We start from the raw sequence: 21279 nt of genomic DNA on the forward strand, positions 1-21279 counted from the left end.
ATGTTTTGAAAACAACTTCCCCAACTGAGTTTTTGATAATGCAATCGTGTTTGTCTTTAGCGACATCAATTCCTACATAGATCATATAGGACCTCCCTAATAATAGTATTGATACTGTTTCAGATCCACAGGGCTCCTTGCAATCGTAACCTACTTCTTGATAAACCGTCATGCGGTAACTAACTGATTAACAAATAAACAAAGAGACTGTGGTTGGAGCCTTGTGTAAACCGTCTATGCGGTAGGAGAAAACAACCAATCCACAGCATCTTAAACAGCATAGTCGAACCTATTGAAAAGGTAAAGAAAGACTATGACTAATACTAATAGTAGGAGAACGTACAAAAAAGATGGAATCACTGCCTGAACAATTGGATAAACAGCGACGGCGCAATCGATGAAGTCGGATGTATCCACACAAGTGCAGGCTACGACTTGAACTATGCATTTGTAATACTTGGAGAAGACATTAAGTACAGTCCGATTACGAAAAAGATATATGTGGACAGATATAATTATTTTGACAAGCGTGGTAAGCAATCGGCAACTGACGCAGAACTGGATTTGTACATAAAGAATATTTACTATGTCCTGATGACAAGAGGTATCAGAGGTACATACATATATGTGTGTGACGATAACCTCCGCGATCATCTTCTAAATTATGTAGAAAGGTACTAACACCATGGATTTCAACGAAGTAAAGAAGGCAGTCATAAAGTTCACCGAAGACCGCAATTGGGACCAGTTCCACACCCCGGAAAACCTGGCCAAAAGCATCTCCATCGAAGCCGCCGAACTCCTCGAGTGCTTCCAGTGGAGCCCCGATTACGACAAAGAAGCAGCCAAAGAGGAACTGGCCGATGTCATGAACTACTGCATCCAGCTCGCAGACAAAATGGGCATTAGTATTGAAGACGCCATAATGGAAAAGATAGAGAAGAATGCTAAGAAGTACCCGATAGAAAAGAGCTATGGCAGCAGCAAGAAGTACACTGAACTGTAAAAGAAATTTTACGTACAAATATTGCCTCATCCATCTGCAAACTAACATTGATTTACTACCTAAAAAAATATAAAATTTAGGTAGTAAATTTTTTATGTGAGGAAATATATGAGAAAATTTGATTATAGTTTTTTGGAGACCAGCATTCCTGCCAACATAGCATCGTTATCTGCAATAATAGCGGATTTGCGTGCAAAGGGAGAATTCAGAAAGCTTCAATATGCAGATTCTTATGAAAAACTGAGGCAGAAAGCAATTGTGGAATCAGTAAAAGGAAGTAATGCTATAGAAGGTATAGTAACTACTGATGACAGAATAAGAGATATTGTAAACGGTGCTATCCCTGTTACTCACGATGAGAAAGAAATATCCGGTTATAAAGAGGCGCTGAATCTAATCCATACGAATTATGATCATATGGATCTGACTGAGGATACAATTAAAGTACTTCATAGAATGATGGAATCAGAGGTAAATCCCGCTGAAGCTGGTCAATACAAGTCTCACGACAATATGATCATGGAATATCTGTCTGATGGAACCAGGCATATCAGATTTAAGCCTGTTGAGGCAAAAAAAACTTCTAAAGCTATGGAGCAGCTTCTTTTGGCATATTATGACGCAAGACAGAATTCAAATATTGCAGATCTATTGCTTATTCCATGCTTTGTTGTCGATTTCCTTTGTATTCATCCATTCCTTGATGGTAACGGAAGAGTATCGAGGCTACTCACAGTACTTCTTCTGTATATATCAGGATATGATATAGGAAGATATATATCTATTGAAGGACAGATTAACAAGTATAAAGAAAGTTACTATGATGCATTAGAGCAGTCTTCTGCAAAATGGCATGAGAACCAAAATGATTACACTCCTTTTATGGTGAATTTCATGCAGATTCTTTATAGATGTTACAAAGAGTTGGATGAGTCCTTTATGGATATAAAATTAAAGAAAGCAAAGAAATCGGAACGAGTAGAGGCGATTCTCTTAAATGCCATAGTCCCTATTTCAAAGGGTGATATCCTGGACAAGGTGCCTGATATCAGTGTTAAAACAGTAGAGCTTGTCCTCAGCAAAATGATAAAAGAAAATAAGATTGTTAAAATAGGGTCTTTTAGAGATGCCAGATATATGAAAAAGTAGTTAAGGGCTTTTCGATTAGAGTCCGTCTCAGGAATGGGACGGGCTTTTTTCGAACCTCCGTTCACCATTAAAGGTAGTTTATTGGATACCATTTGTCGGAAAATATCATCATAGAACCCCCAACCCTATTAATCACCCGAAAGAGAGGAACTTATGATGAGAGAATTCGTTATTGAGAATGGCATAGTAATTGACGATATGGACAGCGTTATAGATGGCATCAGAACCATCAGCGGCAAGGAAATCTCCGACGCCGAGACCATCAGAAAATTCATAACAGAAGAAAAAGCGACCAAATACTACATCGACAAAAAGTGCACCGGCAAAATGCAGCCGGATCGGGATACCGTGTATCTCTGGCTCGATAGCGGATACGTCGATCATAACGGCAATTCCATAATGATCTCGCTCCTGAATAATAACTTCGGCGGCTATACCGGCCATTATTTCGGGACCATGGATGTTCTGGCCAACGCCATCAAGAGCTATTTCCCCAAGAATACAAGGGACATCAACCGTAACCTCAGCAGCCTCAAGAACAAATATCAGAACAAGATCGCTGACAGGAACCACCGCCATATAGACAATGAGCAGGAGTACCTGATCATGATGTGCAACGGCGAGTCCGGCTATTCTGAACTGGAGAGCCTGATAAATCGGCTGAACATCAAGTTTGATGACCCGATAGAAGAAGTTCAGGAGATTCAGCCTGAAGTGGAGGCTCCGGAAGAACATGAGCCTGCCTACGATATGTCTTTTACGGAAAAAGAAATTACGGTGGGCCTTCTGTTTGATACCATCGATGATATGCAGGACTACATAAACGAGCTTCTCGCGGAGCTGAAGAAAGCCGGCGAAGACAAGGCCAAACTTCAGGAACTCGAGAAGAGAAATAAGGACCTGGAGCAGGCACTGGTCGAGATTCGAAGCTTTAACGGCCAGCATAACACTGAGCCTTCTGAGGTAAAAGAGCTAACGGACGGCCACGACCTTTTAGGAAGAAGGGGCAAGATCCTCGTCCTGGGCGCCACAGCACTTGATGTTAAAACAATGAATGGCATAGCCAAACTGTACGGCTTTAAGAAGGATGACTTCGAATACGAAGTGGATTATGACAAGGTCGTGAACTTCGCCGGCAGAAGCAAGCTTGAAAAGTACTCAGCAGTGATCCTCGGCGCATGCCCACACAAGGTCCAGAACCTCGGGGATTGGAGCAGCCTGGTGGAGAAGTGCAAGAACACAGAAGGCATGCCAATCGCCATCGATGCCAGAAGCAGATCCGGTGAACTTAAGGTTACAAAGGAGTCCTTCAGGGAAGCTTTGCTGCAGATTTGCAATGAATTAAAATGTAAGTAATAGGAGGTATAAGCCATGTTGTTTGGAAGAAAAGATAAAGACGTCAGATTAACAGATGAGCAGCTCAAGAAAGTTACAAACGGAATGAGCAAAAAGGAACGCAGAGAATTTGACCGCAGACAGGATGAGCTGAGAAGGGAAAGAGAAGAAGACAGATTGCTGGGGTGGTTGGAGTTTGAGGATGAGTTGGATGATATGTAAAAACATTTATTGCCTGCGAGACAACCAATTAGATGAGTATCATTTGTACAATTAAAAAAGCTGAAAAGATAAGGATTAGATGTTCAAAGTGTGACTATTCTTTTATGTCAGCTAATGGCGCTGGTTTCTTGTTCTCGGTTATTTATGAGGGAACTGTTCAAAAGGCTAAAGATGGTGAGCTCGGAAAAGAGATAAAAGGTTTTTTGGATGAATATCCTAACGGAGCAATTAACGCAGAAAATGTGACATTGTGTTGCGATGAATGTGGCAAGCTTTCTCAGGGGCAGGATTTTACAATGTACCTGCCGAATGATGAGAGTTATAAAGATATCGAACATGGGAGATGGATTGTAGGAATGCCTTTCGAAAGTGCTGCTTATGTTACTAGCTTCGATTTGATAGAACACTATAAGGAATATGCGAGGTATCAACATAAATGCATGGAATGCAGGAATAATATGCTTATGGTTTCTGATGAAGAGTAGTTAATGTGTCCTAACAGTAAATATGCGTTTTATTCAGCAACAGAAATTGTTATATGGGACTAGGAGCTAACGAAAGTCGAGGTAGACTATGTCATTCAATCTTGTAAACAAAGATAAGTCCCTAGCAGATGTGAAATCACTGTCAGGACTTGTAGAGAGTTATAAAGATGCAAAAATACATGACGAAGTATGTAGGAGGTAGTGCACCAAAGTACTCTTTTTGATATAATTTAATCGATTATTCTATAAGAGAGGATGATAGATGACAACACGTGCAGCAATGGATGAGCAAACCTATATGAACTTCTATAGGGAGAGTGTTTCAGGATATTCGAAAAAAGCTCAACGAAAGATTTGCAAAAAGCTAATAACCGATGGGAAGATTACCTTTGATACCCAGACGAAGATATCATTTGATAATAATGAGCCAAAGTTTTTTGAAAAAAATGATCCTGATATTATTATTTCGTCAACTACAATGACCCCTGATTTTATGGGATTCTATGAAGAATGGGAATATGAAAAACTATATAAGTATTCGGTTCCATTTTTTTATGACTCAAACAAATCAATTTGTGAATTATTGCAAGAATTAGGAATCGCTAAGTTTGATGAATACAACTATTCTCCAGACTACATATTAAGAACGTCAATTCAGGATGCAACACCGATGTGGTATGAAAAGAATGGGAAGTTCTTTGTGAAATTTGTAATGCAGAAGTCTTATTTCAAAGGCGATGCATATGAACAAGTTGACTATAGATACCCTGTGCTGCTATATTTTGACGAGGCTTTAAAAGTGATTGAGATAAGATATGATGCTTTGAAATATACCAATCAGCAGGCAGACTCCGATGTTTATCCCAATTTTGTAAATTATTGTCTACACTGGCTTAGGGATTCGCTTAAGTTAGATATATTTCTCTGTGAACATGAGAATGCTATAGATGTTGTTAATGATAAATCGGATTCATCTGTAAGAATGTATAAGCAGATGATGGATTTAAAATCAGGTGGTGCAGCGGAATTAAAGGCAGCAAAAGGTAGGGACGCGGTTCTTCCTTTTGTTGGGGAACTTAGAGAACTGATAGATGAAAATGAAGAGTTATTTGATAAATCTAATGAGATAAAGGAGCTACTTCTTAAGTATCTTAATGATATAGAGGCTACTGCTAGTTATCCGTATATTTATATTAAATGGGAAAATGCAGTAGAATCTCAAAGCTATATCGTCAAAATAACGTTTGATTACCTAAGCCAAAAATATACATTACTTCAACATATGACAGGTACATGTAATGATCTTGGAATGGAGCGTATGAATAATGCAATCAAATATCTTTGTGAAAGTGGCTCCTTTACTAAAGGAGAACAAATTAAATATTGATGTTGATGCATTTATTGATTTCATGAGTCATTACAATCAGAATGATTGGGTGTATCCTGCTGCTATTCATCGTAAACTCAAATATGACATTAGGGACGTTTATGAAGCGTTGGAAATACTATGTGCGAATGGATTGATAGAACAATACTTGGAAATATATTGTCCTAAGTGCCAAAGATTTACGGGACAGTTTTTTAAAACAATCACAGAAGTACCTGAAGAAGTGTATTGTGAACACTGTGATGAAGAGGTGATTAGTCCATTAGAGCATGCAGTTGTTATTTATAGGGTGTTGTGATATGGCAGATAATCTGGAACGAGACATAAACACACTCCTCAATAATCATGGCCTAGAGTTTTCTGATCTTGTAGATTTTTGTTTTAAAAAGAATTCGCATTGTATTCAAATGAGTAAAGATGATTACAATAAATACTGTGAGTTATATGACGAAGTGTTTTCTGTTCCAACAACGACAAAAGATAAAGGTAATAAGTTGGAAGATTTAGTAGAGTTTTTGTTTGTAAAAGCTTTGCCGGGAATCTTTGAAGTCGTTAGAAATTGTAGGACAAGCTCTAATGAAATTGATCTCTTGATTAAATGGACATTAAGGGCCAATACTTCTGGTGTTTCAAAAGAGTTTTGTGACTTGGGGAATACTATTTTATGTGAATGTAAAAACTACATAGGTAAGGTTGATGTTACATATATTGGCAAGTTTATTTCTCTAATGAGTTGTTCGGATACAAAGTTAGGAATAATGGTTGCATGGTATGGAGTTACAGGAAAAGGGTGGAATGCAGGACTGGGGCTTATTAAGAAAATTGCCTTGGCCGAAAAACGTTATATACTCATATTTACGCGAGAGGATTTGGAAAGTATATATTTAAAGAGGGATAATCTTTATAATTTATTATCAGTAAAACTTCAAGCTTTGAAACAGGACGTTAGCTATAACAAATTAATAACAAAACATGAATTAGTAGATAAATGGTCATACGATAATTGACAGCGAGTCATTACAGAGGGACGACACTAGATGCCGTCCTTTTTTGTGTCCTTTTTTATTGGATAGGTTGTGTGTACATAATAAAGCTGGAGAGTCATAGAAGCTTGATATTTATCCTTGATATTTATCTTTCTTTTTATAAATTGGGCATCGAATATGATGGAGAACGTTGGCACAGAGATGTCAAGAAAGACATAGAAAAGGACCGTGTGCTTTTTGAAAATGGAATAAAAGTGATAAGGATAAGAGAAAAGGGCTGTCCAGTAATTAATGATGGTTGTTACGTAATAAATACCGATCAACCGGATTATGAAGAATATCACTATTTGCTGAGGACCTTTGACGGATTGCGCGAGTTATTGAATAAATTAACTGGGAATATGTGCCTTCCAATTGAGAACTTATCCCAAATTAAAAGTGAAGTTGCAAGAAGTTACTATGATGATCTAGAAAAAAAGTCATTATCTGCATACGCACCGGGACTTATTGAAGAATGGGATTTTGATGCTAATGGAAATCTAAAACCAGAAATGGTTTATCCGAAGAGCAACAAGAAGGTTAATTGGATATGCAAGAAGTGTGGATATAGATGGGCTGCGCAAGTGCGTAATAGAGTTGCTGGATCTGGATGCCCTTGTTGTGCTGGCAAACATATAGTAGAGGGATATAACGATTTTAAGTCTCAGCACCCAGAATTGATGAAGGAATGGAACTATGAGAAAAATGAGGAGATTGAGCCAGAATGTCTAACAGTAGAGAATAGTAATAACCCAGTCTGGTGGAGGTGTAGAGATTGTGGGCACGAGTGGAGTACGAGCATATATAATAGGACTCATTTGGGTTCTGGGTGTCCAAAGTGTGCTGCTAAAGCAAAAGCGGTTATAGTGTCCAGAAAGATATCTAAAAAGGTAGTTTGCATTACTACAGGTGAGCATTTTGATTCGCAAACATCAGCAGCAAAAGCGTATGGGATTGGAAAATCAGAAATTGGAAAATGCTGCAAGGGTAAACTGCAAACGTCTGGACACCTTGAAGATGGCACAAGACTCGGGGGGCATATGAATAATTCTTTGAATTGTTGCAAACGATAGGGCAAATGCAATAAATGATTGCAAGAACAAGGCGCTTGAGCTGTTCTCAAAATGGTCAAAATGGTTTTGGGATTTATGGGACTAAGTCCGTTTTATGGCCCAAGATAGAGGCTATCCTAGAGACTGCAATATAACGCGTAATTCATTTCTGTTTTACTGACACCTAGAATAAGATACTGATATTTCAATGAAAGATTTATGGAGAGGAATGAAATGAGTAATTCGGAGAATGAGTTTTCAATAAGTAAAGCGGATGTGGAGAAATTTAAAAGGTTTGATATACAACACAGAAAATGTCCTGTAGGACCAGTGGCAGATAAGTATGCGTATACCTTCGTGCCGACATCTCTGGGAGTTGCTATAACAGTGAAATGCTCATGTGGACAAAAGATATTATTAGGTGATGTTTGGGATAAGGATATTGTTGGGGTAATTGAAGAAGAACATAAACCGATGACGGAGCAGGATTTGGCTAACCAGAGATTTGAAGATGATGCTCTGGGAATAATCAGACTAAAGGATCCGAATGTTTACCGCATGGTATTCAATGCAGAGCAGTCATTTGATATTATTTATGCCTATGCTATGGGAGTTGCTGAAAAAGCGGATGAAAGGATATCTAAAGCAATTCTTTATAGAATCGGATTAGATGAGTATTACGGGACGAAGCAGAATTATCCGGGAAATGATACTGAGAATATTCAGCGATTTTATACGCATTTTGAGCAGAACATTCGCGATGAAATCAAGAAATATAATTGTAAGAATATAGAATTGCTGGACGAGTTGTACCCAAAAGAAAGCCTATGGCGATAAGAGGAGGTGTAAATAATGATTATATCAGTAATAGTATTTGTAATTGGAATTATTGGCCTATTTACACGACATGGTGTTTTGGCATATTGTTGCTTTTTGACTTCTGGAGTGATATTTATACCTACTTCATGCATATGGGTTTGGAAGAAAGCTGGACTGTGGAACTGATACAATCGAAACGATGGAGCTTTGAATATGGTAGCAGGCTACTTGTTAAAAGAAGCAAATTATATAGACAGACTACTCTCAGATGATGAGATGTAGGCTACTTTTGCATATGAGTAAGAAAGAACGTAGGGAATTCAACCGGCGCCGGGATGAGCACAGAAGGGAAAGAGAAGAAGACAGGCTGCTGGGGTGGAGTTTGAAGATGGGCTGGACGATGTGTGGTGGATGGCAGATTTTGTTTTGTTTTTTGTGGGTGAATCGGGAGTTAAATTTCTAAACATTTCAAGATTTTCTTTATGAATAGGGGGATTTTTATGAAAGGAGTAGGATAAAACGAGTTTAGATATTTATGAAAGGAGGAATCAAATACAAGATATAGTAGGTAATCTTTATGAGTACTTTTATGGTCGTTTTACTTCTGATAAAAGGATTGACTAACGTTTATGCAAAAAAAAATCACAATATTGTGATTTAATCTGGATTGTTGATGAATATATGTTGATAAGTAAGGGTTACTATAATATACTTTGTTAAGAGGAGAATTATCAACCTATTATCAATATATTGTATGTTTGTGCTAAATATCTGGATGGTTATTTATGAAAGTAAACTATGATGGTCTATGGAAGAAATTAATTGACAACAAAATGAAGAAGAAAGACCTTATTGAACAAGTTGGTATTAGTTCAAATATTGTTGCTAAGATGGGGAAGGAAGAGTCGGTATCTCTAGAAACTATCGCTAAACTTTGTGATTTCTTTTCATGTTGTATAGACGATTTGATTTCTTTTAACGTAGGAGGGGACGAGAATGTCAGACTTAAATAAGAATATTAAGATTAACGAGGCAAACCCAATACATGAGCATAGTAAAGCTTCTGAAGTGTATATAGCGAGTGTGTTTAATTATGAGGATGCTCAGGTGGTTTGGGATGGATGGTTGCCTATCGAATACCGAAGGACTGGTGTTAGTGTTGATTATAATGATAAGCCTGCTCTATATACATATATGAACAAGGTTTATGATCAAATGAACCCAGGTCATCTTGATAAGTGGAACAAAGATCAGGATGAATTTTGGAGTGATAGAAATGCGAGGGTAACCGAAGAAATATTTGAGGCATTAAGAGATGGTGAGTGGAAATGCGTGAACCATGATTTGCCTTCAAATCCTAATTTTGCTAGAAGAATACAGGATTTAAAGGAGTTTGGATATACGATAGCAACAGATACAAAAAGATATTGTTCTCATTGTGGGAAGAACACTACGCATCTAATGATGTTGCATATTCCGAGGGTAGAGCTTGCTGGAAATGGCTATGAAACATGGTCACCCGCGTTGAGAAAGAGAATTATAAACGTTTTGGGTGGGGTAGATGTCTACGAAAATGTTTCAAGTAGAAATGTTTTGCCTGATCACAAGTTTTCAGAGATTCGGTGGGATGACAACACTAAATCTGAAAATCCTGATAAGATGACTGATGAAGAGATAAGGAGTAAATTCCAACTCTTAACCAACCAACGAAATCAGCAAAAAAGAGAGGTGTGTCGAAATTGTTATCAAACTGGTCAGAGAGGAACTATTTTTGGGATAGATTATTTCTATAAAGGTGACGCTCATTGGGATGAATCTATACCCAAAAAAGGTAAGGATGCCGAAAAAGGATGCGAAGGATGCCCCTGGTATGATATTCAGGAGTGGAGAAGGCGACTAAATGAAAAAAATAACCGTTAAGGCTTATGAAGAAAAATTGAATCATAATACATATCAGTGGATGGTATATTCAGTACTTAAGGATAAGAAATGGCATTGCAGATCTTGTTCATATAAAGATATTTCATCAGAACAGCTAGCAGGAGGCGGTGGAATTCAAGGCTTGCAGCGGGGAACAAAGAATAGACCTGGGCTTGTAATAGTAACAAAGCAAGATAGATGTAATAATTGTAATTGTCAAAAAACCTTTGATAAGTGGACTGGAGAGTTTAAAAAATCCACTGCTGCATCTAATTTACCAACAAAATTAGCAAATCGTATATTGGCATACTATCACTATATCGATTCAATTGAACAACGTACTAGACAGGCGTCAGAGTTGGTTATTGATCATCGATTCCCTATGGAACGTTACGGAGATATAGAGGATGAAAATCCAGTAGATATGCCAGAAGAACAAATTCAAGAAAAGTTTCAGTTGCTAAAAAAAGATTCATCTGGTAATCATAATTTGCTTAAGTCCCGGGCTTGCGAAAAATGTATGAAAACTGGGCAACGAGGTTCATTCTTGGGTATAGATTTCTTTTATCAAGGTAATATAAGATGGCCAGATGACTGTCCGCAAATAGGTGAAGATGCGAAAAAGGGCTGCATAGGTTGTGGGTGGTATGATATCAATAAATGGAGAGATGAGCTTAATATTTTTATTGAAAATAATAAAAAGGAGTAATTGTGTATGATAAAAACAGTTGGAAGTGTGTGCTCTGGAATTGAAGCAGCATCAGTTGCATGGGAGCCGATGGGATATGAGTTTGATTGGTTCTCTGAAATAGCTGATTTCCCTTCTCAAGTGTTGAAAGAAAAATATGGAAATATCCCAAATTTGGGAGATATGACAGATATTCCTTCAAAGATAATTAGTGGGGAAGTTACCGCCCCTGATTTGATTTGCGGTGGAACTCCATGTCAGGCATTTTCTTTTGCAGGATTTCAGGACGGACTTAATGACGATCGAGGGAACTTGACGCTTAAATTTGTAGATATAATAGATGCTAGCGATAAAATTCGTGAACAGCAAGGAAAAGATAGATCAGTTGTATTTTGGGAAAATGTTGAAGGGGTTTTGTCTGATAAAACTAATGCTTTTGGTTGTTTGGTTTCATGTTTGGCTGGTTTAGACACTCCAATCGAAGAGAGAAAATGGCCTCGGGCTGGTTTGATTAGAGGTCCAAAGAGGAATGTAGCATGGAGAGTAATTGACGCAAAATTCTTTGGCTTACCGCAGCAAAGAAAGAGGTTGTATGTTTTGGCTGGTGGAAAGGATTTTGCACCAGAAAATGTACTTTTTGAACACCACATTACTTCATTTGATGAAGGAATAGATTATTTCCCGACGCAGGAACTGGCTTTTGAAAAAGATGGACATTATTACGAGGTGTTTAGAGAATATACGGATTGCTTATATGCAGCGTATGGGACAAAATGGAATGGAAATGCAGCAGCATTAAATGGTTCACTTTTTGTTGTGCAGGATGGAAGAATTAGAAGACTATCGCCTGTGGAATGTGAACGGCTCATGGGTTTCCCAGAAGGTTATACAGATTTAAATGGGGCAAAGAGAACCGCAAGATATACAGCTATTGGAAATTCTTGGGCTGTTCCAGTGGTGAAGTGGTTAGGTAGTAGATTTTCAAATGGTTTTGAAAATCCTATGGTATTAGATGATGGTCAAATGAATCTGATTGATAAAGGATACGATTATTATAACTTAGGCAAAGAGATAGTTAAAAGAGGAGATTTGGCAATTAACTGTTCCGTTAGACCTGAACATTGTATTTATGGTGAAATGAAAGATATTATTTCTCCAGATGCGCCAGAAGAAAACTATATTTCTCCAGTGGCTTGTCAAGGTATTATTAGAAGAGCAGATTCTAGAAATGCAAAGTTGAATGAGCGATTAAGAGAAGTGTTGAAATCTATTTCTTCAACTATGAGTATAGAAGAAATTGAAAAGCGTTCATTAAGGCAACCACGTGGTGAGAATAGTGGTATGGCGAAGTTGACTAGAATTCATAAGATGGCAGTAAACGAATAAAAAAACAGCCAACGCAAACATCGTGTTGGCTGTTTTCTATATGAGAAAAGAGATATAAAGGTGAAAGATAGAAGAGCTGAGATTGAATTAACTAATATGTGTTTGATTTATACCGTTGATAAGGTCCTTGTACAGGAGAAAAGGGGGACAAAATATCCTGGAGGATTAGTTTTTCCTGGAGGACATATTGAATCGGGAGAGTCATTGACCGAGTCTGTGATAAGAGAAATGAAGGAAGAGACGGGATTAACTATAAGAAATCCTATCCCCTGTGGATTTAAAGATTGGATTCAAGAAGATGGAACCAGATACATTGTTTTGTTATATAAAACGTGTGACTTTGAAGGTGAGCTAAAATCCTCAGAGGAAGGAAGGGTTTTTTGGCTTGATCGAAGTCAAATAGAAGATGCTAATTTGATATGGAATATGAGGGAATTACTTGAGATTTTTGAAGGAAAAACTTACAGCGAGTTTTTCTTTAAAATAGAAAATGGGAAATATAAGGGTAAACTTATAGGATAAAATTTTGTGTTTATCATCAATAATGATAATTATATTGTGATAGGGCATGGATACGACGAAATGTGATAAGGTTACGAAACACGACCGAATGGTTGTGTTTCGTAACCTTTGCTATTGCATATATTTAGTGGGTTAAATGAGGGCGAGTTCTTATTACGCTATTACGCTAAGTGACAAGTGTTAAATGCGAACGTAGGTGCGGCACTAGTGACGGATTATTGGACTTTTCCCCTGGTAATATGTGTCTATCAAAACATACCAGAATATGTGATGCATTCCAATGTCAAAATAACACTGAGCATAAATGCTCAAAGAACCATGAGAAAGCGAGGAAGTTATGGCATACGATAATTTTGAAAACACTCCATTTGATCTGAACCATGATGGACATATAGACAGTAATGAAGCTGCATACATCTATGATACATTTTATAAAGAGTTAGACGAACCAAGCTCGGAGGATGACTTTGGCGATAGTGGTTCAGTTGGTGGAAGCTGGCATTCTACAGCTGAAGATCGTAAGAAACTGAATGATGATATGGATGATTTAAGGCGCCGAGTAAGAGAGAATGCATGGAAAAGGAGACTCACTGTATTCGGAATCTGGATCGCTCTTGCAATCTTTATTCCCAATAAACTTTTAGCTGCTTTGTTAATAATTGTAGTCGAAGTAATCTCTTCGCTATTTGAATGAGTAACTATCTGAATCAGAAAAAGACTGGACTGTGGGATATATGAAACAGAAACAAGAAATAGGAAAGCGAAAAATATTACTGGTCATTGGGATATGCGCTCTGATTTGTATCCTGGTCAAGTCGATATCAGGCTTTAAAAAGGAGCAATTCTTCAACGATTTTGATGCTGCAAGAGAGGAAAGCAGAGATAATATGGATGCTTCGCAAATATACACTATTAAAGAAGGCGACCATGTTTCTTCTTTTGGTGTCAGTGTCAAATTTGATGATGATAATCTCAGTCATGATTGGTTTCATACAAATCTTGATGTGGTTAAAGTCAAGATGGATGCAGGTTTTGAAAGCTTATCTATAAGAGAGCGCTGCAGAATATGCAATCAGATCATGGAAAAGGTGAAGCCCAGGCTTAACGAGTACTATAACAATTCCAGATATCATGCGCTTTTTGAAAAGAATAAAGCATATGATTACACCATTATGTATAGAGGTAAATCATTATATGTGTATCATGATTATGAGTTTTATTTCTATGACACAAGATATACATATACTTTCCCATCGTACGGAAACATGACTGTTACAGTAACCGGCACTAAGGTGAAAGAGTTTTATGAGTATAGTTATTGGGATGGGAAATTAGATGAGTTTGCCGATAAATATGGTTCGAAAAAGAGCGAGAATTCTACTACCACAAGTCCTTCCAATAATTCTTCAAGTAAAAAGATTTATGATCCATACGATGTGCATGATTACAAGTCAGCACAGGATTTCGCCGATGACAAGTACGAGGAGTTTTACGATTATGAAGACGACTACGAAGATGAAGACGAAGCTTATGACGCAGCTGAAGACTACTGGAACGACAATTATTAATCTAAACCACTGGTTTATTTATTTCCAATCAAATCTGTGATATCATAGGCAAACGGGATGGCGTTAATAATCTTTTAGCTTATATACGAGGAGGCGACCATGGATATTTTTGATGTGTTTGTAGACATGCAGGCGACCGGTGATAGGATCAAGCAGCTACGTAAAGAAAAGCACCTTAGAGTGTTTGATCTGGCAAGTGCACTTGGACTCGAATCGGAGCAGGCCATTTACAAATGGCAGCGCGGTCAGTGCTTACCAAACGCTGACAATCTGGTAAGACTTAGCATATTGTTCGGATGTCACATCGATGACATCCTTGTACATAACATGACAGGAGAGGACGAAAGTCCTCTTCTTCCTTTTTACAGGCATTTATTTGGTGCAGTACAGTTGTTGATTGATAAGAATGAAAATGTTTTTGTATAATAATGATTACAAAGTAAGCGCTAAATATTTCGGTGGGTAGCGCTATAGAAGCTGCTGACGGTTGTCAAGTTAAATTGCACCTGGGGTATAGAAGATGAGTAAAGAAGAGTTTTATGAATATCCGCGATTTTCGGGCGGAAGTAATTATGGGACAATTCGTTATAAATATGATAGTTACAGAGTTAAGGCTGCAGCATTTGCAGAAGTTAGGCATTGTACGAACATGAAATGGATGGTTGAAGCTCTGGAGGTTTTAGCGATGCGAAAGATTCAGAGCGGAGAGTATGAGACTTATTTTGAAAAGATTTCATAACTGAAGCCGCAGCATCTTTTATATGAAAAATGTTGCGGCGTAGTTTTAGGGGAGGAGCCGTCCAGAAGTGGAGCTGAACGGCAATTGTGTTATGAAAAAGTCTATGTGTGAGGTACAAGAAGCTTTGTTCTTCTTGATAAACTAATCATAGAACTTGAACTTTAATCAAAACTTAAAATGTTGTGAACTATTTGTGTAATCTGTTATTAAAGAGGATTTTTGTAATGGATTTAAAAAAGAAGATAAGTGAATATTTTCACGGTGAAGGTTTTAAAAAGAAATTCATAGTGATGCTTTTGGGCGTTGTACTTATGGGAATTTTCTTATCGTTCCTGATCAATGTAAGCCTTGGAACAGATCCGTGTACTTTCATGAATCTTACAATATCCCGGCGGCTAGGAATTCTTTTTGGGACTTGGCAGGTTATACTCAATTCAATCCTTTTTATCTTTGTGATCTTATTTGACCGTCACCAGATTGGCCCGGGAACTGTGGCAAATATGGTGCTCATAGGATATATTTCTGATTTTTGCAGGTGGATATGGGCAAAGATAATACCTGATTTTGTTTTTGAAAATTGGCCCTATAGAGGTGTGATCTTTATAATTGCTCTGCTTGGCTTTGTTGTGGCAGCGTCTCTTTATATGAACGCAGACATGGGCGTTGCCCCTTATGATGCTGTTCCTATTATCCTAAGTAACCGTGTTCTTAAAAAGGTGCCTTTCAAATATATACGAATATGTTTTGATGGCACTATCGTGCTTATAGGTTTCTTACTTGGAGGACGGGTCGAAATATGCACCATACTGATGGTTTTTCTGCTTGGACCTACTATTACTGCAGTCGGCAATTATTTGAACAAAACTGTTTTTAAGTTTTCATAGGTCAAACGTCTACCCACAAGGTGTGATTATAGGACTCATTGTATGGCATGCTAATATCATCAGAACAAACAAACAAATCTTTTCAACTGAGATGGAGGTATTGATTATGAAAAGAGCATTCGTGAGTATATTAGTAGCAGTAATGATGATGATAACAGCAGTTGGAATGACTTCTGTAACTGTAGAGGCAGCAGGTAAAAAGACGACGACCACCTATTCTTCATCGAAATCAAAGAAGAAAACAACAAAGTCTAAATCAAAGAGCAAGAGTTCTTCCAAATCAAAGTCATCAAGCAGTAAGAGTTCTAAGTCAAAAAGCAGCTCAAAGACAAAGAAGGGCTATGATCCTTACGATGTGCATGATTACGAATCTGCACAGGATTTCGCCGATGACAAGTATGAAGAGTTCTACGATTACGAAGATGACTATGAAGATGAAGACGAAGCTTATGACGCAGCTGAAGATTACTGGAACGACAATTATTGAGGAAGAATTTCTTTAAATGAAAAAGGGTGCTGATAATGCGGGTATTGTCCCGGTTATAAGTGAATATGACAAGCTCATAGAGGAAATACTTGAGCTTGAACTTAAGCTGGCAGCGCTGGCTGAGGAGATAGATGATCTGGAAAATCATGTCTGCGTTGAGCTCAGGGCAGAGTATGACCAAAAGGTTGGAAATCTTGAGTATCAAGCTAGGGCTTATCAGTTTGAGATTGCCAGGCTAAAGCGTGCTATTGAGCTTTTGCAAGCTGCCATAAACCGCCAGGAAGCTGCGAAGTATGAGGATGTTCAGAAGAGGGTTGAGGCTGAGTACAAGGAGTACGAGGAAGACCTTCATAAAAAGGCTGAGGACATGAAGCGCGACAGCGAGTATGCTAAGCGCCGTGCCAAGAAAGATAAGGAGAACGAGAAAAGGGCCGAGGAAGAGCGCAAGGCCAAAGGAGATGGAAGGGGTAAAGACGCTAGCGCCGATGGCAAGAAGGAAGATGATTCTAAGAAAAACACTGAGGCCGAAAAGGATGAATCCGAAGGCTTGGGCCCTGACAGAGTAAATGAGACTCCGGCTCAGGAATTAAAGCGTTTATACAGATCAATAATGAAAAAGCTTCATCCTGATGCGAACCCGGATGCTACAGAAGCTGAAATGGAGCTGCTTAGAAAAGCGCAGAAAGCTTATTCGGAAGGCGATTTAGAGACGCTCCGGGATATCGCTGATCAGATTGATGACACAGAGATTACTGAGAAATACAGTGATACACCGGAAGATATCATTAAGCTTCGAGAGCTAAGAGCTAAGCTGGCTGAGAAGGTTGAGATATTGATTATTCATATCGATGAGATCAAGAACAGCTTCCCGTATAACGAGAAGGATTTCCTTGCTGATGAAGAGGCTGTTGCAAGAAGACAGGAAGAACTTGCTGAGTTTAACAAGGCCTGTGCTGACAAGATTATCGAGCTCCAGGAGAAGGTCCTGGAACTGAGCAAAGTGGCAGAAGAAAATCAGAAAGAAGCTGAGAAACGTAAACGAAAGAAGAGTTCATAGGAGACATACTATGGCAAACAATGAGCTTACCAATATTCAAAATGATGCTTTGACATCCAGTATTCTTAATAAACATGGGATTGATACACAACTTCCGTTTTCCCGAGATATCTTTTTAATGAACACCATGATCAACGGAGCTATGCATGTTAAGACAATCTACAAACAGGCCAGGTCTCTTAAAGAGGGTGACAGAGTTACGCTGAGGCTGGAGCCAAAGAACAAGTATGATGAAAAGGCTATTCTGGTCTTGGATCCTAGGGACAAAAAACTGGGTTACATCCCCAGAGTGAAGAATGAGGTTCTTTATCACCTGATGGATGCCGGGAAGGAACTATTTGGAATCGTCAAAGGTGGGGATATAGGAGAAAACCTTGATGAGGATGATTCCTGGATCGAGATCTATATAGATGTTTACATGAGGGATTGATAGGAACCAGCATTGCGAACAAGTATCATTGTAATTATTAAAAAGGTAAGACTTGTGTGAGTTAAGTCGGAGAATATGTCATGAATACGAATTCAGAGAACCCAAAAGTAGGGAAAGAATTTGAAAAAGTTGTAAGAAAGCTTATGGAAGAATATTTTGGCTGCAGGTTTGTGGAAGAAAAAGCTGTTTTGATAGGCAATCCTCCAATGCCACATAAGTTCGATATGGCATCTATAGATGAGAAGATAATTGTTGAATGTAAGTGTTACACATGGACTAAGAGTGGTAATGTTCCTAGTGCTAAGATGGCAACACTTGATGAGGCTGTATTATATATGCGAAGTATCCCCTTTGAGGCAAGAAAGATTATTGCCATAAAATTGGATCGCCATGATAAGAGAGAGATTACACTGGCGCAGTATTTTTGTGATAAGAAGGGGCATTTGTTGGACGATATAGAAGTCTGGGAAGTTGATGACTTCGGAGGCTATAGAATACTAAGAGGTAGATAATATGAAACATTTCATTATTGCAAAGTTTAAAGACAGATCTGATACAGAGAATCTCTATCCGGAGATCAAGGAGCTGTTTAATGAAACACTAGAGATTCCGGGAGTAGAGTCTTTTATCATCCACAAATCCAACAGCACAAGAGAGAACAGATACAGCATCATGATCGAAATGAATCTCTCTACTGAGGGACTTAATAACTTCGATGCATCTGAAGTACACAAAAAGTGGAAAGAGACATACGGAAACAGACTCGAGAGCAAAGCGATTTTTGATTGCGACTGATGTGAGGGGATGCCATGAGCTCTTTTAAAGAAGAAGTGACAAAGTACATTAAGAAGAAATATAAGGCTTCTCCGGAGAATCTTTGGAAGAGCTATCCTGAGTATGCAGTTTTCAGGCATGATGATAATCGGAAGTGGTTTGCCATCATCATGGACGTGGAGGCTGATAAGCTTGGGCTTCTCGGAAAAGAGCGCGTTGACATCATTGATGTGAAGATCGATGACCTGATGTTAAGAGACATTCTTTTGCAACAGGAGGGATATCTGCCCGGCTATCACATGAACAAGCGGAACTGGATAACCATTATGCTTGATGGAAGTGTGGAGCTGGATCAGGTGTGCAGAATGATAGATGCAAGTTTCCTGGATACTGCGTCGAAGAAGAAAAAAGATAAGTTCAGGCAGCCCAAGGAGTGGATAGTTCCTGCGAATCCCAAGTATTACGATATTGAAGGGGCGTTCGATGCATCTGATGAGATTGATTGGAAGCAGGGAGCAGGAATTATCAAGGGCGATACGGTCTATATGTATGTTGGTGCTCCGGTGTCTGCAATCCTTTACAAGTGCAAGGTTACTGAGGTGGACATTCCCTATGATTACGAGGACAAGAACCTTAGGATAACTGCGCTGATGAAGATTAAGCTATTGAAGCGTTATAAGCGTGATGCATTCACGTTTGAGAAACTTAAGTCCGAATATGGAATCTATGCAGTCAGAGGACCGAGAGGCATTCCCCACAGTCTCAGTGCTGCGCTTAAGTGAGATGACTTATATATGAAGAAGATATATGCTTTTGGTGATTCAAATACATATGGCTTTGACCCGAGAATGGGTGGAATGGGAAGATACCCCAAGGATATCAGATGGACCGGTGTGATTGACCTGATGCCTGAGTACGAGGTGAACAATCAGGGATATAACGGGCTTTCGATTCCGTGCGCAGATAGTACTATCGCTTCACTTGGCAGGAGTATCAAAGAGTGGAGCCCGGATCTGATCTTCATAATGCTTGGTTCAAATGACCTGTTGAATATGTCCCCGGCATCATGTGAAAAAGTTGGGGCAAGCATGCGTCAGTTTCTCTCGGCGCTATGTGGCTATATTCCTGAATATGTTCAGAACATGGTGTTAGTGGCTCCGCCCAAGATGAGTCTTGGAGATTGGACTGATCCTGAGATAGTCAGTGAGTCGCAGAAGTTTGGAACAGTGTATGAAGCTATAGCAAGTGAACTGGGGCTTGGATTTTTGAATGCATGTGAGTGGGAGCTTCCACTGTGTTACGATGGGGTACATCTTACAGAGGAAGCCCATTTGTCTTTTGCCAAGCAAGTCATTTGCTATACTCCCTGAGACCATAGTAATAGAACTTCTTGATCTTCTCCTTGAGAGATGCAGGTTCGATGACTATGGCATCTCTGCCGAAACGCTTGAAGTATTCTTCCAGCTGAAGCTCAGGCCAGTCAAAGTAGTACAGGTCTCCTTCAATCTTTGAAACGATGGGCCTGTTCTTGGTGATCACCTTAAACTTTTTAACTCCATATTTGTTCAGGCGAACAACTGCCTGGACTGTTAATGACACTGAATGAGGGCTCCGGATAGCTTTTTCCTGGAGCTCTTTTTGTATGTCTGAGTCCACGGGAAAGGTGTCGGGAGTTACGAAGACGCTTCTAAGGCGTGATATTCTAAATGTCCTTGGCTTTCCGGTCTTTCTGTCCTTACATAGCAGGTAGTTGCACTGTTCTTCTTTGGATGGGGCAATGATATATGGCTCAACCCGGAAAGCTCTTTCTTCATCGGAGGATGTGTTGGTAAAAGAGAGAATCCTGTGCTCTTTAAGTGCTCTGGAGATATCCTCATAGGTGTCTTTGAAGATGATTGTTTCTCTTTCACTTCTCGGAATGGACAGATACGAATTAAACATGTCCTTAAGGTACTGGGACAGAGAAGTGTCTTTTAACATGTTGTTCTCGATGATCCTCAGGATCTCATAAGAAGATCCGCTTACGGTAAGAGTGAGGGCGGAGTTCTTGCTGCTCTGCAGAGAGTCGGTTTTGATGTATGTGCTTATTATCTTGTCCGCCAGGAGGGCAGCGTCCTTGTCGCTGATTGAGGTGATGCTGGTCAGATCCTGCTTGATGTTGGTGAGAAGGTTCTCACTGTCGTGCCTGTAGCGGTCGAAGTAATTGACAATCAGGGTCTTGAGGAATGAGTTGAGGTTGACGGACTCGTCCTTCTTGGTGAATTCGAAGAGTTCTGCGTCGTTTATAAGTCTTGTTCTGGTGTCGTCTGAAAGATAGATTTTGTATTTCTCGGTCATGGTGCGC

Annotated in this window: 27 protein-coding genes and 1 pseudogene; 27 read left to right on the plus strand and 1 reads right to left on the minus strand. The window is 39.0% G+C overall.

Annotated features, from left to right (window positions below):
* Positions 1–351: 351 nt before the first annotated feature.
* From G589_RS0115830 to G589_RS0115970, 27 genes and pseudogenes are all read left to right on the plus strand, one after another.
* Positions 352–681: pseudogene (locus G589_RS0115830) on the plus strand (DNA/RNA helicase domain-containing protein); the annotation flags it as partial.
* Positions 682–685: 4 nt separating this feature from the next.
* The gene (locus G589_RS0115835; protein WP_026522817.1) at positions 686–1006 is read left to right on the plus strand and encodes a nucleotide pyrophosphohydrolase; all 321 of its coding nucleotides are present in this window, start codon (positions 686–688) and stop codon (positions 1004–1006) included.
* A gap of 108 nt (positions 1007–1114) precedes the next feature.
* On the plus strand, positions 1115–2155 hold the full coding sequence (locus tag G589_RS0115840) for a Fic family protein (RefSeq protein WP_026522818.1): 1041 nt from the start codon (positions 1115–1117) through the stop codon (positions 2153–2155).
* Between the two features lie 153 nt (positions 2156–2308).
* Complete coding sequence (locus G589_RS0115845; protein WP_026522819.1) at positions 2309–3511, plus strand: hypothetical protein; 1203 nt, start codon at positions 2309–2311, stop codon at positions 3509–3511.
* 15 nt (positions 3512–3526) lie between these two features.
* Entirely contained in the window at positions 3527–3712 is a 186-nt protein-coding gene (locus G589_RS0115850) for a hypothetical protein (protein ID WP_026522820.1), read from the plus strand.
* A 32-nt stretch (positions 3713–3744) separates the two neighbouring features.
* Positions 3745–4197: a hypothetical protein gene (locus tag G589_RS0115855; RefSeq protein WP_026522821.1), complete on the plus strand. Its 453-nt coding sequence runs from the start codon at positions 3745–3747 to the stop codon at positions 4195–4197.
* A 262-nt stretch (positions 4198–4459) separates the two neighbouring features.
* Positions 4460–5584 (plus strand): hypothetical protein, encoded by a 1125-nt coding sequence (locus tag G589_RS0115860; RefSeq protein WP_026522822.1) that lies wholly within the window; start codon positions 4460–4462, stop codon positions 5582–5584.
* A 299-nt stretch (positions 5585–5883) separates the two neighbouring features.
* Positions 5884–6591: a hypothetical protein gene (locus G589_RS0115870; RefSeq protein ID WP_035776398.1), complete on the plus strand. Its 708-nt coding sequence runs from the start codon at positions 5884–5886 to the stop codon at positions 6589–6591.
* A 71-nt stretch (positions 6592–6662) separates the two neighbouring features.
* Positions 6663–7682 (plus strand): zinc-ribbon domain-containing protein, encoded by a 1020-nt coding sequence (locus G589_RS21435; RefSeq protein ID WP_155832567.1) that lies wholly within the window; start codon positions 6663–6665, stop codon positions 7680–7682.
* 213 nt (positions 7683–7895) lie between these two features.
* Positions 7896–8498 carry a hypothetical protein gene (locus tag G589_RS0115880; protein ID WP_026522826.1) on the plus strand — a complete coding sequence of 201 codons (603 nt, stop codon included), beginning with the start codon at positions 7896–7898 and terminating at the stop codon, positions 8496–8498.
* Positions 8499–9265: 767 nt separating this feature from the next.
* Complete coding sequence (locus G589_RS0115890; RefSeq protein WP_026522827.1) at positions 9266–9493, plus strand: helix-turn-helix domain-containing protein; 228 nt, start codon at positions 9266–9268, stop codon at positions 9491–9493.
* Positions 9477–10400, plus strand: coding sequence for a restriction endonuclease (locus tag G589_RS0115895; RefSeq protein WP_035776401.1), 924 nt, complete (start codon positions 9477–9479; stop codon positions 10398–10400). The genes G589_RS0115890 and G589_RS0115895 overlap by 17 nt, the downstream gene beginning before the upstream one ends.
* Positions 10381–11109 (plus strand): hypothetical protein, encoded by a 729-nt coding sequence (locus G589_RS0115900; protein WP_026522829.1) that lies wholly within the window; start codon positions 10381–10383, stop codon positions 11107–11109. The genes G589_RS0115895 and G589_RS0115900 overlap by 20 nt, the downstream gene beginning before the upstream one ends.
* Positions 11110–11115: 6 nt before the next feature.
* Positions 11116–12474 (plus strand): DNA cytosine methyltransferase, encoded by a 1359-nt coding sequence (locus tag G589_RS22295; protein ID WP_051192473.1) that lies wholly within the window; start codon positions 11116–11118, stop codon positions 12472–12474.
* Between the two features lie 96 nt (positions 12475–12570).
* Positions 12571–12996: an 8-oxo-dGTP diphosphatase gene (locus G589_RS0115910; RefSeq protein ID WP_051192483.1), complete on the plus strand. Its 426-nt coding sequence runs from the start codon at positions 12571–12573 to the stop codon at positions 12994–12996.
* A 337-nt stretch (positions 12997–13333) separates the two neighbouring features.
* Positions 13334–13690 carry a hypothetical protein gene (locus G589_RS0115915; protein WP_026522831.1) on the plus strand — a complete coding sequence of 119 codons (357 nt, stop codon included), beginning with the start codon at positions 13334–13336 and terminating at the stop codon, positions 13688–13690.
* 40 nt (positions 13691–13730) lie between these two features.
* Positions 13731–14564, plus strand: a complete 834-nt coding sequence (locus G589_RS0115920) for a hypothetical protein (RefSeq protein WP_026522832.1) — start codon at positions 13731–13733, stop codon at positions 14562–14564.
* Positions 14565–14663: 99 nt separating this feature from the next.
* Positions 14664–14990, plus strand: coding sequence for a helix-turn-helix domain-containing protein (locus G589_RS20340; RefSeq protein ID WP_035776404.1), 327 nt, complete (start codon positions 14664–14666; stop codon positions 14988–14990).
* A 94-nt stretch (positions 14991–15084) separates the two neighbouring features.
* On the plus strand, positions 15085–15303 hold the full coding sequence (locus G589_RS0115930) for a hypothetical protein (RefSeq protein ID WP_026522833.1): 219 nt from the start codon (positions 15085–15087) through the stop codon (positions 15301–15303).
* A gap of 224 nt (positions 15304–15527) precedes the next feature.
* Positions 15528–16187 carry a YczE/YyaS/YitT family protein gene (locus G589_RS0115935; RefSeq protein ID WP_035776405.1) on the plus strand — a complete coding sequence of 220 codons (660 nt, stop codon included), beginning with the start codon at positions 15528–15530 and terminating at the stop codon, positions 16185–16187.
* Positions 16188–16293: 106 nt separating this feature from the next.
* Entirely contained in the window at positions 16294–16674 is a 381-nt protein-coding gene (locus G589_RS0115940; protein ID WP_026522835.1) for a hypothetical protein, read from the plus strand.
* A gap of 16 nt (positions 16675–16690) precedes the next feature.
* A complete protein-coding gene (locus G589_RS0115945) occupies positions 16691–17731 on the plus strand; it encodes a hypothetical protein (protein ID WP_026522836.1) in 1041 nt (346 codons plus the stop codon).
* Between the two features lie 10 nt (positions 17732–17741).
* Entirely contained in the window at positions 17742–18161 is a 420-nt protein-coding gene (locus G589_RS20345; RefSeq protein ID WP_051192475.1) for an HIRAN domain-containing protein, read from the plus strand.
* 80 nt (positions 18162–18241) lie between these two features.
* Positions 18242–18673 carry a hypothetical protein gene (locus G589_RS0115955; RefSeq protein ID WP_026522837.1) on the plus strand — a complete coding sequence of 144 codons (432 nt, stop codon included), beginning with the start codon at positions 18242–18244 and terminating at the stop codon, positions 18671–18673.
* A gap of 1 nt (position 18674) precedes the next feature.
* Positions 18675–18956, plus strand: a complete 282-nt coding sequence (locus G589_RS0115960) for a Dabb family protein (RefSeq protein ID WP_026522838.1) — start codon at positions 18675–18677, stop codon at positions 18954–18956.
* A gap of 14 nt (positions 18957–18970) precedes the next feature.
* Positions 18971–19717 carry an MmcQ/YjbR family DNA-binding protein gene (locus tag G589_RS0115965; RefSeq protein ID WP_026522839.1) on the plus strand — a complete coding sequence of 249 codons (747 nt, stop codon included), beginning with the start codon at positions 18971–18973 and terminating at the stop codon, positions 19715–19717.
* A 12-nt stretch (positions 19718–19729) separates the two neighbouring features.
* The gene (locus tag G589_RS0115970) at positions 19730–20305 is read left to right on the plus strand and encodes an SGNH/GDSL hydrolase family protein (RefSeq protein WP_026522840.1); all 576 of its coding nucleotides are present in this window, start codon (positions 19730–19732) and stop codon (positions 20303–20305) included.
* On the opposite strand, the gene G589_RS0115975 is transcribed toward G589_RS0115970, so the two are convergent.
* Positions 20286–21272: a WYL domain-containing protein gene (locus tag G589_RS0115975; RefSeq protein ID WP_026522841.1), complete on the minus strand. Its 987-nt coding sequence runs from the start codon at positions 21270–21272 to the stop codon at positions 20286–20288. The two genes, G589_RS0115970 and G589_RS0115975, sit on opposite strands and share 20 nt — an antisense overlap.
* Positions 21273–21279: the final 7 nt, after the last annotated feature.

Source organism: Butyrivibrio sp. VCB2001 (genome assembly GCF_000423965.1).
Lineage (GTDB): Bacteria > Bacillota > Clostridia > Lachnospirales > Lachnospiraceae > Butyrivibrio.